Genomic DNA, 11822 nt, shown 5'->3' with positions numbered 1-11822 from the left:
CGGTCCGCACCCCCGCCCCTCGGAGCGCCCCGTCCGACGGGCCCGCGGGCGCAGCGCGTCCGCTGAGCACCGGCGGCCAGTCGCTGAGCATGTCGTCGACCGGCCGGCCTGTACCGGCTCCCCCGGGCTCTCCCCGCCCGGCCACGGACGCGCCGGCCCCTGCGCCCGGCGCCCTCCGGACCTCGGACGTCCAGTCCTCGGCGGCGGCGCGCAGCACGCCTGGTGCCGTCGCACCCCGTCCCGGGCCTCCCCCGGGCGGTCCCCGTCCCTCGCCTCCCGGTGTCGCGCGACCCGGGCCGTCGGCAGGGGCGCCTCGTCCCGCGGCCGGGACACGACCCTCCGTGCCGCCGGTCTTCCCCCTGCCGGCAGCCCCGCCCCTCACGGCGGCCGAGGCGATCGCGGCCGCGACGTCCGGTACTCCTCGTCCGCCAGCTGCTGCGCCCGCCGTGACCGGCGGGGCAGCGGCACAGGCGCCCGGCCTCCCCGCCGGCGTCTCCTCGCCGGCGACGTTCCTCGGTGCTGTCGCCCAGGGCCGGCTGGCTGCCGCCGGCGTGCCGGCACGGACCGCGCCGGGGCTCACCGCGCCGGCCCCCGCGCAGCCCGTCGCCCCGACGTCGATCCCGACGCCGGCCGCTCCGCCCGTCCCGCGCACGACGGACGTGGCGACCTCCGCTCCCGCCCGTCAGCCGGCCACCTCGATCCCCACGCAGTCGGTCACCGCGCCGACAGGTCCGGCCGGTGGCGCGGTTGCCGACCCCGCCATCACGTCGACCGCCAGCACCCCGACCACCACCACCCCGACCACCACCACCCCGACCGCCGTGGCCCCCACCGCCACGAGCGCCCCGACCACCCCCTCGGACCCGGCCACCCGCGCCGTCGAGCTCCTCGCCGGCGAGCTCGCCGCCACGCGCGGTCTGCTCGCCGAGCTGCTCGTCGGCCACCGGTCGGAGACGGTGCTCCTGCGCGAGGAGGTCGCCCTGCTGCGCACCGAGGTGCGCGCACGCCCGGCCGCCGGTCTGCTCGGCGTCACCCGCGCCGTCCTGCAGGACCACGCCGACGACCTCGCCCGGCGCGCGACGCGCCTGGGCACCGCCGCCTCGCACGCGTTCGTCGCCTCGGCCGAGGAGGTCGGGCTCGACGAGGCCGGCCTGCTCGCCCTCCAGCAGTGGGTGCTCGCCGGCGGCCGCGGCGTCGTCGTGGCCGCGGACGACCGGCAGCGCCTCCTGCTCGGCGTCGCCGCGCTGCACCACGTCGCCGGCCGCGGCCGGCCGGTCGTCGTGGTGGCCCCCCGCCGCCAGGACGTCACGGTGTGGGCCGACGCGCTCCGCGAGCACCTGCCCCACGCCGACGTCCTCACCGGCACCCCGCGCCCCGGCGACGCGCCCGGCCCCCGCGAGGTCCTGGTGACGACCGCGCGCGCCCACGCCCGGGACGAGACCCGGGCCAGGCCCGCCGCCGAGCTGCTGGTAGCCGTCGACGCCGAACGCTTCGGCGCCCCCAGCCTGTCCCCCGCGCTCGACGACCGCTGCGACTGGCGGCTCGGCCTCAGCGCCGGCTACCGGCGCGGCGACGACGGGCTCGTCCGCCGCACCGACCCCTACTTCTCCGGCGGCGTCGTCCACGTCGGCTGAGCACGGGCCGACCCGGCCCGATACGGCACGGTCCCCCGCACGCGTCCCGCGCTGACCCGACCGGCCCGTCCGCGGGCCCGGCGTCGAAGCCGGGACCAGCCGTCACACGAATGGAACCTCGGGGACCTTGTCACGGCGCACCGGCTGCGACAGGTTGACGCCGTGGCAGCCAGCAGACCTCCGGCGGGCGCCGGCACCGCCCTGCGGACCGGCGGCTCCGTCGCCGCCCTGCTGCTCGTCGGCGCCCTGCTGTGGGAGGGCTACAAGGCCGTCGGCCAGGCGCTCGGCGGGGTGTGGCCCGGCACCGGGGTCCGCCTGCCGGTGCGTCCCGACGACCGCTCGATGCCCCACGTCTGGGAGATCGTCGCCGTCCTGTTCGCCCCCGCCCGCCGCGGCGGCGAGGACCTGCTCGGCACGATCCTGCTCCAGGCGGCGCTGTTCACCTGGCGGATCGCGCTCGTCGGCTTCGTCGTCGGCTCGGTCGTCGGCCTGCTGGTCGCCGTCCTGCTGGTCCGGTCGAGGCTCGCCGAGCGGAGCCTGCTGCCCTACGTCATCGGCAGCCAGACCGTGCCGATCCTCGCCATCGCCCCGATCGTCGTCATCTGGGGCGGGCGGGCCGGGCTGCCGACGTGGTGCGCGGTCGCGTTCGTCTCGGCGTACCTCAGCTTCTACCCGGTGACCATCGGCGCCGTCCGCGGCCTGCGCTCCCCCGCCGCCACCGCCACGGAGCTCATGCGCTCCTACGCCGCCCCGCCCCGCACGGTCCTGCTGCAGCTCCAGCTGCCCGCTGCGCTGCCCTACCTGTTCCCGGCCCTGCGCATCGCCGCGACCGCGTCGATCATCGGCGCCATCGTCGGCGAGCTGCCGGCCGGGCAGTCGGAGGGCCTCGGCCGGGCGATCCTCGGCTTCGCGTCGAGCTTCTCCGCCGCCCCCGAGAAGCTGTTCGCCTCGGTGCTCGTGTCCGCGCTGCTCGGCATCGTCTTCGTCGGCCTCGTGGCCCTCGTCGAGCGGCTCGTCGTCCCCGCCCCGCTCCGCCACGACGACCCGACGGAGACCGTCGCCATGACCACGCTCGTGCCCGTGATCCCCACCGCCCCCGCAGCCCCCGTCGCGGCGGGCGCCCGGTGAGCGCCGTCCCCGCCGCCGGCACCCCGGCCGGCACCCCGGCGCTGCGGCTGCGCGACGTCGGCATGGTCTTCGGCGCCGGCGGCCCCCGGCCGGTCACCGCGCTGGAGGGCATCGACCTCACCGTCGCCCCCGGCGAGCTCGTGTCCCTCATCGGCCCGTCCGGCTGCGGCAAGTCCACGCTGCTGCGGCTGCTCGCGGACCTGCTCGTCCCCACCTCCGGCGAGCTGCAGGTCAACGGCGGCACCGCCGCGCAGGCCCGCCTCGGCCGGCGGTACGGGATGGTCTTCCAGGCCGCGACGCTGCTGGACTGGCGCAAGGTCGCCGCCAACGTCGAGCTGCCGCTGGTGATCATGGGCGTCGCGAAGGCGGAGCGACGTGCCCGTGCGCTGGAGATGCTCCGCCTGGTCGGGCTCGGGGACTTCGCCGACGCCTACCCCTGGCAGCTGTCCGGCGGGATGCAGCAGCGCGTGGCGATCGCCCGGGCGCTGGCGTTCCGGCCCGCGATCCTGCTCATGGACGAGCCGTTCGGTGCCCTGGACGAGATGACCCGCGAGCGGATGCAGGCCGAGCTGCTGCAGATCTGGCGCGACAGCGGCACGACCATCGTCTTCGTCACGCACTCCATCCCCGAGGCGGTCTTCCTGTCGACCCGGGTGGTCGTCATGTCGCCGCGGCCCGGCCGGATCGCCGAGGTCGTGGACGTCGACCTGCCCCGCGAGCGCGACGACGGCACGCGCGAGGAGCAGCACTTCTTCGAGCTGACGACGCGGGTGCGGGACGCCCTGCGCCACGTCGACGCGCTCTCCCGCGCCGCGGCGGGACCGGCGCCCGCGTGAGCACCACGACGAGGCTGCGGGCGGCCGCGCCGGCGCTCGTGCTCTTCGTCGGCACGCTGGTCGTGCTCGAGGTCGCCCTCCGTCTGGGCGGGGTGCCGTCGTTCGTCCTGCCGGCCCCGTCGCGGGTGGTGCTCGCGATGGTGGAGGAGTGGCCGACCCTGGGCACGGCCGGGCTGGCCACCTTCGCCGGAGCGGTCGGCGGGCTGCTGCTCGGGTCCGTGCTCGCCGTGCTGGCCGCCTTCGCCTCGGCACGCTGGGCGGGCGTCAGGCGCGGCGCCCTGCCGCTGGCCGTGGCGCTGAACTCCATGCCGATCATCGTCCTGGCCCCGGTCGCCAACGCCTGGTTCGGCCTGCTCAACCCGTTCGGGACGGTCGGGGTGGTCGCGGTCCTCGTCTTCTTCCCCGTGATGATCAACATGCTCCGCGGGCTGCTGTCGTCGACGACGTCGCAGCGCGAGCTCATGGCCTCCTACGCCAGCAGCCGCCGCTCCGACCTGCTGCGCCTGCAGCTGCCGACCGCGCTGCCGTTCCTGTTCTCCGCGCTCAAGGTCGCCGCCCCGCTCAGCCTCATCGGGGCGATCGTCAAGGAGTACTTCGGCGGCCCGCAGGACCGGCTCGGGCAGTACATCACCAGCAAGGCGGCCCTCTTCCAGTTCCCCGACGCCTGGGCGGCCATCGTCCTCGCCTCGTGCTTCGGCATCGCGCTGTACGTGGCGGTCGTCCTCCTGGAGCGCCGCACGATGCCCTGGCACGTCTCGGTCCGGTCCGCGGCGTGAGCCGCCGGGCCCGCACGGTCCCCTACCTGCCCCGCCACCCCGGAGGTCCCACGTGACAGCACGCTCTCGCACGCTCGGCCAGGTCGTCGCCCTGGCCGCCGTCGCCTCGCTCGCCCTGGCCGCCTGCGGCGGGGGCGACACCGACGAGCCCGCCGAGGCCGGCAGCGACGCGAGCGGGGCGGCGGGCGACGAGCTCACCCCCGTCAGCCTGCAGCTGCAGTGGTTCGCCCAGGCCCAGTTCGCCGGCTACTACGCCGCCGTCGCCGAGGGCTTCTACGAGGAGGAGGGCCTCGACGTCGAGATCATCGAGGGCGCGGTGGACATCGTCCCGCAGCAGGTCGTGGCCACCGGCGGCGCCGAGTTCGGCATCGCGTGGGTGCCCAAGGCGCTGGTGAGCAACACCGAGGACGCCGGTCTGGTCAACGTCGGGCAGGTGTACCAGCGCTCCGGCACCCTCATGGTGAGCCGGGCCGAGGACGGCATCGAGGCGCCCGAGGACTGGGCCGGGAAGACGGTCGGCAACTGGGGCTTCGGCAACGAGTACGAGCTGACGGCCGCCATCGAGCAGGCCGGGCTGTCCGACGTCGAGCTCGTCGCCCAGAACTTCGACATGGAGGGGCTGCTGTCCGGCGAGCTCGACGCCGCGGAGGCCATGGTCTACAACGAGTACGCGCAGCTGCTCGAGGCGGTCGACCCCGAGACCGGCGAGCTGTACACGCCCGAGGACTTCACCGTCATCGACTTCAACGAGGTCGGCACGGCCATGCTCCAGGACTCCCTGTGGGTCACCGAGGACTACGCCGCGAGCGAGGGCGACACCATCGAGGCGTTCCTGCGCGGGACCGCCAAGGGCTGGGTGTTCTGCCGGGACGAGGGCGACGCGTGCCTGGACCACGTCCTGGACGCCGGCCCGACGCTGGGCGCGAGCCACCAGGCGTGGCAGCTCAACGAGGTCAACGCGCTCATCTGGCCGTCGCCGCAGGGCATCGGCGTCATGGACCCGGCCGCGTGGGCGCAGACCGTCGAGGTCGCGACCACGCAGATCCCGGAGCTCGAGGGCGCCGAGGTCGGCGACGACGTGTACGACAGCAGCTTCGCCGAGGCGGCCGTGGCGGCTCTGGAGGAGGAGGGCCTCGACGTCCGCGGCGAGGACTTCGAGAAGGGCGTGGTCGAGCTGGCCGAGGGCGGCGAGTGACCCCCTGACCCACGGACGAGGGCGGGGTCGCGCCCCGGCACGCGCGGCGTGCCGGGGAGGGACCCCGCCCTCAGCTGGTCGGGACGGCCGGTCGCGTCAGCGCCCGCCCTCGATCTTCCGGTGCCGCTGCTGCACGCCGGGCTCGCCGTAGGGGTAGTCCCCCACCTCGGGGTCGCTGGCGGCGTCGAGCCGGGCGACCTCGTCCTCGGTGAGCTCCAGGTCGACGCTGCCGAGGTTCTCGGTCAGCTGCGCCGTGGTCCGGGCGCCGAGGATGACCGAGGTGACCGCGGGCCGGCCGAGCAGCCACGCCAGCGCCACCTGCCCCATCGGCACGTCGTGCGCCGCCGCGACCTCGCGGACCGCGTCCACGACGTCCCAGGTGCGCTCGACCGACGAGCGCCGCGACCAGCCCTCGACACCGGCCTCCGGGTTCTCGCCGAGACGGGTCTCCCCCTCCGGGCGCGAGCCGCGGGTGTACTTGCCGGTCAGCCACCCGCCGCCCAGCGGCGACCACGGCAGCAGGCCGAGACCGGCGTCCAGGCAGGCAGGCACGACCTCCCACTCGATCTCGCGGGCGAGCAGGTTGTACTGCGGCTGCAGTGTGACCGGCGGCGCCCAGCCGTGCTGCCGGCTCCGCTCCACGGCCTTGGTGAGCTGCCAGCCCGTGTAGTTGGACAGCCCGACGTAGCGGATCTTGCCCGCCGACACCGCGTCGTCGAGGAAGCGGAGGGTTTCCTCGACCGGGGTCAGCGCGTCCCAGGCGTGCACCTGGTACAGGTCCACGGTCTCCACCTGCAGCCGTCGCAGCGACGCGTCGAGCGCGGTCTGCAGGTGCCGGCGCGACAGGCCCAGGTCGTTGGGGCCCGGGCCGGTGGGGAAGCGCCCCTTGGTCGCGAGCACGACCTGGGAACGGACCTCGGCGGGGGCCGAGGCGAGCCAGCGCCCGACGATGGCCTCAGACTCGGTGCCGGAGTACACGTCGGCGGTGTCGACGAACGTGCCGCCCGCCGCGACGAACGCGTCGAGCTGCTCGACCGAGCCCGCCTCGTCCGTCTCGCGGCCGAACGTCATGGTCCCCAGCGCGAGCACGGAGACCGAGCAGCCGCTGCCGCCCAGGGTGCGGTAGCGCATCAGCGGTACCCGCCCGACAGGGCCGCGGCGTTCCAGCGGAGCTCCTTGGCGAAGCCGCGGGGCGTCGTGTCCTTGTCGATGACGACGAGCTCGGTGCGGGCCAGCTCGGCGAGGTCATGGATCTCCTCGACGGTGATCGCGGTCGACAGCACCGTGTGGTGCGGGGCGCCGGCCATGATCCAGGCCTCGGCGGAGGTGCCGAGGTCGGGGTGCGGCTCCCACACCGCGCACGCGACGGGCAGCGAGCGCAGCGGCTCGTCCGGCTCGACGAGGGTGACCTCGTTGGCGACCAGGCGGAACCGGTCGCCCATGTCGGACAGGCCGGCGACCACGCCGGGGCCGGTGACGGCGGAGAACACCATGCGGACCGGGTCCTCCTTGCCGCCGATGCCGAGCGGGTGGATCTCCACGCGGGGGGTGCCGGCGGCGATCGTCGGGCACACCTCGAGCATGTGCGCCCCGAGGATCCGCTGCGGGCCCGGGCCCAGGTGGTACGTGTAGTCCTCCATGAACGAGGTGCCGCCGGGGCGGCCCTCGCTGGCGACCTTGAGCAGGCGGAGCAGGGCGGCGGTCTTCCAGTCGCCCTCGCCCGCGAAGCCGTATCCGTCGGCCATGAGCCGCTGGACCGCCATGCCGGGCAGCTGCCGCAGCGACGCGAGGTCCTCGAAGTTCGACGTGAACGCGCGGCTGCCGGACTCCTCCAGCATCCGGCGCAGGCCCAGCTCGATCGCCGCGGAGTACCGCAGCGCGTCGTGGCGCTCCCCGCCGCGGCGCAGCTCCGGCGCCACGTCGTAGAGGTCCTCGTACTCCGCGACCAGGGTGTCGACGTCGGCGTCCGCGCTGTCGTGGACGGCGGCGGCCAGGTCGGTGACGGCGTAGCCGTTGACCGTGACGCCCCAGCGCCACTGCGCCTCGGTCCGGTCCCCCTCGGTGACGGCGACGTCGCGCATGGTGTCGCCGAAGCGCGCCAGGTGCAGCGAGCGGCCCTCGGCCCAGGCGCAGGCGGCCCGGGTCCACACCCCGACGCGCTGCTGCACGCGGGGGTCGCTGACGTGGCCGGCGACGGTCTTGCGGACCACGCCGAGCCGGGTCTGGATGTAGCCGAACTCCCGGTCGCCGTGGGCGGCCTGGTTGAGGTTCATGAAGTCCATGTCGATCGTCTGCCACGGCAGCGACACGTTGGCCTGCGTGTGCAGGTGCAGCAGCGGGGTGCGCAGCGCGTCCAGCCCGGCGATCCACATCCGCGCGGGCGAGAACGTGTGCATCCAGGCGATGACCCCGACGCAGGCGCGGTCGGCGTTGGCCTCCATGGCGACGCGCTCGATGGCGTCGGAGTCGGTGAGCACCGGCTTCCACACCACGCGCACGGCGATCTCCGGGCTGGCGCCGAGCTCCTCGGCGATGGCGCGGGACTGCTCGGCGACCTGGTCGAGGGTCTCCGGGCCGTACAGGCCCTGGCTCCCGGTGAGGAACCAGACCTCCCGCTCGGGGGACTGCAGCGGGCTGCTCATGCGTGCTCCTTCGGTGCGGCGGGGACGGCCTCGTCCTCGGTCGGGGGGGCGTCCGTGGGCTGCTGCCCGTAGACGTTCTGGTAGCGGTCGTACAGCCTGTCGATGTCGGCCTGGGCGATCGGCACGACGGGCCCGAGCACCCGCGCGAGGTGGACGCTGCGCGACACGTCCTCGCACATGACGGCCGCCTTGACGGCCGCGCGGGCGTCCTTGCCGATGGAGAAGACGCCGTGGTTCTGCATGATCACCGCGGGCGAGCGGTGCCCCTGGAGGGTCTGGACGATGCCGCGGCCGATGGAGTCGTCGCCGATGAGGGCGAACGGCCCGATCGGGATCGGCCCACCGAACTCGTCGGCCATGGCGGTGAGCACGCACGGCACCGGCTCGGCGCGCGCCGCCCAGGCCGCCGCGTACGTGGAGTGGGTGTGCACCACCCCGCCGACGTCGGGCATGTGGCGGTACACGTAGGCGTGCGCCGCGGTGTCGCTGGACGGGCTGAGGTCGCCCTCGACCACCGTGCCGTCGAGGTCGCAGACGATCATCGACTCCGGCGTGAGGTCGTCGTAGGAGACCCCGCTGGGCTTGATGACCATGAGGTCCTCGCCCGGGACGCGGCCGGACACGTTCCCGGCCGTCCAGGCGACGAGGTCGTAGCGGACCAGCTCGCGGTGCAGGTCGGAGACCTGGCGGCGCAGCGTCTGCAGCAGCTCGGCGGTGCTCACCGGACCGCCGCCTCGACCTCGTCGACGACGACAGCGTCCGGGGTGCGGGCGCCGTGCGCCCTCGTCCGCAGGGCGCGCAGCCGCTTCATGACGTCGTTGCCGCCGCGGCCGAAGTAGTCGTGGAGCAGCGTGTACTCCGCGAACAGCTCGTCGTAGGCGTCGGCGCGCGCCGGGTCCGGCGTGTAGGCGCCGCGGACGACCTTGCCCATCGCCGCGGAGGCCGCGTGGACGTCCGGGTACTCCCCCGCCGCGACCGCGGCGTGGATGGCCGAGCCCAGGGCAGGGCCCTGGTCGACGTCGAGCAGGCTCAGCGGCCGGCGGCACACGTCGGCATAGATCTGCATGAGCAGCGGGTTCTTGAGCAGCCCGCCCGCGACGACGAGCTCGGTCACCGCGACGCCGGCGGCCTCGAAGGCCTCGACGATGGTCCGGGTACCGAAGGCCGTCGCCTCGAGCAGGGCCCGGTAGGTGTCCTCGGGCTGGGTCTGCAGCGTCTGGCCGACGACGACGCCGGACAGGGAGTGGTCGACGAGGACCGACCGGTTGCCGTTGTGCCAGTCCAGCACCACGAGGCCGTGCTGCCCGACCTCCTGGGCCGCGGCCAGGCTGGTGAGGTGCTCGTGGACGTCCTGGCCGGCGGCCTGGGCGGCCGCCTCGTAGGACGCGGGGACCTGGCTGCGGACGAACCAGCCGAAGATGTCGCCGACGCCGCTCTGGCCGGCCTCGTAGCCGTAGGCGCCGGGGCTGATGCCGCCCTCGACGACACCGCACATCCCGTCGACCTCGGCGAGGACGTCGGAGTTCATGACGTGGCAGGTGGACGTGCCCATGATCGCGACCATCTGGCCGGGGCCGACGGCCTGCGCGGCCGGGGCGGTGACGTGGGCGTCGACGTTGCCGACGGCGACGGCGATGCCCTCGGGCAGCCCGGTCCAGGCAGCGGCCTCCGCGGTGAGCCCGCCGGCGCGCTCGCCGAGCTGGCCGATCGTGGCGTCGAGCTTGTCCTCGGCGAAGGAGGCGAAGTCGGGGTGCAGCGCGGCCAGGTAGTCGCGCGACGGGTACTGCCCGTCCTGGTAGATCCCCTTGTAGCCGGCCGTGCAGGCGTTGCGGACGTAGCTGCCGCACAGCTGCCAGACGATCCAGTCGGCCGCCTCGACCCAGGCGTCCATCCGGTCGTAGACCTCGCGGTCCTCCTCGAGCAGCTGCAGCGCCTTGGCGTACTCCCACTCGCTGGAGATCTTCCCGCCGTAGCGGCCGATCCAGGACTCGCCGCGGGCGTGCGCGAGCTCGTTGATCCGGTCGGCGTGGGACTGGGCGGCGTGGTGCTTCCACAGCTTGACGTAGGCGTGGGGCCGGTCCTCGAAGCCCTCGACCTCGCACAGCGGGGTGCCGTCGGCCAGGACGGGCAGCACGGTGCACGCGGTGAAGTCCGTGGCGATCCCGACCACCCGCGAGGGGTCGACGCCGGAGGCCGCGAGCGCGGCCGGCACGGACTCCTTGAGCACCGCCACGTAGTCCTGGGGGACCTGCAGCGCCCAGTCCGGCGGCAGCGCGGCACCGGTCGGGGCGAGCTCGCGCTCCATGACCTCGTGGGCGTACGGCGTGACGGCGGTGCCGAGCTGGGCGCCGTCGCGCACCCGGACGACGACGGCGCGGCCGCTGAGGGTGCCGTAGTCGACGCCGACGACGTAGGTGTCCTGGTCCTGCTCGACGGGGGGTGCCCCCGTGCTGTGCTCGCTCATGGTGCGCTGGTCCTCTCGTGCGGTCCTGGGGCTGTGCGGTGGGGTGCGTGGGCTGGTGGGGGGCCGGTGCTGTCGCGGACGACGAGCTCGGGGGCGACGACGCCGTCCGGCGGCGCCTGCCCGCCGTGGACGAGGGCCAGCAGGTGCCGGATGCTCCGGCGGCCGACCTCGGCGAAGTTCTGGTGGATGGTCGTCAGGCCGGGACCGACGAACTCGGCCTCGGGCACGTCGTCGAAGCCGACGACGCTGACGTCCTGCGGCACGCGCCGGCGGCAGGCCTGCAGCGCCCGGACCACCCCGAGGGCCATCTGGTCGTTGCCGGCGAAGACGGCGGTGACCTCGGGGTCGACGGCGAGCGCCAGGCCGGCGGCGTACCCCGACGCCGGGGTCCAGTCCCCCCGGACGGTCGGGGGCACGGGGGCCCCGGCGTCCTGCAGCGCGCCCGACCAGCCGGCGACACGCTGCTCGGCGTCGAGCCAGCCCTCGGGGCCGGCGACGTGGTGCACCGTGCGGTGCCCGAGGCCCAGCAGGTGCTCGGTGAGCACGCGCGCCCCGGCGGCCTGGTCGACGCAGACCACCGGCAGGTCGGCCTCGAGCCCGCCGTCGACGGCGACGACCGGGACCACGGGCGGCCGCTCGCGCAGCTCCTGGGCGGCCGAGCGCTGCGGGGCGATGACGACGACGCCCGCGACCGCGAGCTGCTGCAGCTGGTCGAGCGCGCCGGCCAGCGCGGGACCGTCGAGGTCCTGCAGGGCGACGATGCTGACGAACCACCCCTCGGCGCGCGCGGCCTGCTCGATGGCGGCCAGCAGGCTGGCGGGGCCGAAGTACGTGGTGCGGACGGCGACGATGCCGAGCGTGGTCGCGCGCCGGGTGACCAGCGTCCGCGCGGCGACGTTGGGGCGGTAGCCGAGCTCGGCGACCGCGCGCTCCACCCGCGCCCGGGTGTCGGGCCTGACGTGGGGGCGGTCGTTGAGCACGCGGGAGACGGTCTGGTGCGAGACCCCCGCCAGGCGGGCGACGTCGTGCAGCCCCGGCGCCGCGGGGCGGCTCGTGCTGCTCATACGGCACCTCGTCGTGTCGTCCGGTCGGGGCTGCCGGCCCCTGATGTGAACGTGAACATAGCAGCGCACGAGGGCTGCGCGCC

10 protein-coding genes are annotated in these 11822 nt (G+C 75.1%); 5 read left to right on the top strand and 5 right to left on the bottom strand.

From position 1 onward, the window contains the following. Positions 1 to 446 precede the first annotated feature (446 nt). The 5 genes from WCS02_RS04550 (at position 447) to WCS02_RS04530 (ending at position 5569) form a co-directional block, all read left to right on the top strand. Entirely contained in the window at positions 447 to 1634 is a 1188-nt protein-coding gene (locus WCS02_RS04550) for a hypothetical protein (protein ID WP_340290357.1), read from the top strand. A 162-nt stretch (positions 1635 to 1796) separates the two neighbouring features. Next, a complete protein-coding gene (locus tag WCS02_RS04545) occupies positions 1797 to 2762 on the top strand; it encodes an ABC transporter permease (protein WP_340290355.1) in 966 nt (321 codons plus the stop codon). Then, positions 2759 to 3598: an ABC transporter ATP-binding protein gene (locus tag WCS02_RS04540; protein ID WP_376983757.1), complete on the top strand. Its 840-nt coding sequence runs from the start codon at positions 2759 to 2761 to the stop codon at positions 3596 to 3598. Before WCS02_RS04545 ends, WCS02_RS04540 begins: the two co-directional genes overlap by 4 nt. Continuing rightward, positions 3595 to 4374, top strand: a complete 780-nt coding sequence (locus WCS02_RS04535) for an ABC transporter permease (protein WP_340290352.1) — start codon at positions 3595 to 3597, stop codon at positions 4372 to 4374. The genes WCS02_RS04540 and WCS02_RS04535 overlap by 4 nt, the downstream gene beginning before the upstream one ends. Positions 4375 to 4426: 52 nt before the next feature. Then, positions 4427 to 5569 carry an ABC transporter substrate-binding protein gene (locus tag WCS02_RS04530; RefSeq protein ID WP_340290349.1) on the top strand — a complete coding sequence of 381 codons (1143 nt, stop codon included), beginning with the start codon at positions 4427 to 4429 and terminating at the stop codon, positions 5567 to 5569. Between the two features lie 96 nt (positions 5570 to 5665). On the opposite strand, the gene WCS02_RS04525 is transcribed toward WCS02_RS04530, so the two are convergent. Genes WCS02_RS04525 through WCS02_RS04505 form a run of 5 tightly spaced genes read right to left on the bottom strand, consistent with a single transcriptional unit; the run spans position 5666 to position 11739 of the window. Continuing rightward, entirely contained in the window at positions 5666 to 6700 is a 1035-nt protein-coding gene (locus WCS02_RS04525; RefSeq protein WP_340290346.1) for an aldo/keto reductase, read from the bottom strand. Beyond that, positions 6700 to 8211 carry an L-arabinose isomerase gene (araA, locus tag WCS02_RS04520; protein WP_340290343.1) on the bottom strand — a complete coding sequence of 504 codons (1512 nt, stop codon included), beginning with the start codon at positions 8209 to 8211 and terminating at the stop codon, positions 6700 to 6702. Before araA ends, WCS02_RS04525 begins: the two co-directional genes overlap by 1 nt. Beyond that, positions 8208 to 8933 carry an L-ribulose-5-phosphate 4-epimerase gene (locus tag WCS02_RS04515; RefSeq protein WP_340290340.1) on the bottom strand — a complete coding sequence of 242 codons (726 nt, stop codon included), beginning with the start codon at positions 8931 to 8933 and terminating at the stop codon, positions 8208 to 8210. Before WCS02_RS04515 ends, araA begins: the two co-directional genes overlap by 4 nt. Beyond that, positions 8930 to 10675 (bottom strand): ribulokinase, encoded by a 1746-nt coding sequence (locus tag WCS02_RS04510; protein WP_340290339.1) that lies wholly within the window; start codon positions 10673 to 10675, stop codon positions 8930 to 8932. Before WCS02_RS04510 ends, WCS02_RS04515 begins: the two co-directional genes overlap by 4 nt. Next, positions 10672 to 11739, bottom strand: coding sequence for a LacI family DNA-binding transcriptional regulator (locus WCS02_RS04505; protein WP_340290337.1), 1068 nt, complete (start codon positions 11737 to 11739; stop codon positions 10672 to 10674). The genes WCS02_RS04510 and WCS02_RS04505 overlap by 4 nt, the downstream gene beginning before the upstream one ends. Between the last annotated feature and the right edge of the window lie 83 nt (positions 11740 to 11822).

Origin of the sequence: Aquipuribacter hungaricus (assembly GCF_037860755.1) — a bacterium.
Classification (GTDB): domain Bacteria; phylum Actinomycetota; class Actinomycetes; order Actinomycetales; family JBBAYJ01; genus Aquipuribacter; species Aquipuribacter hungaricus.
Note: the sequence above shows the minus strand (reverse complement) of the source record. Positions and strands in the feature narration are given on the sequence as shown.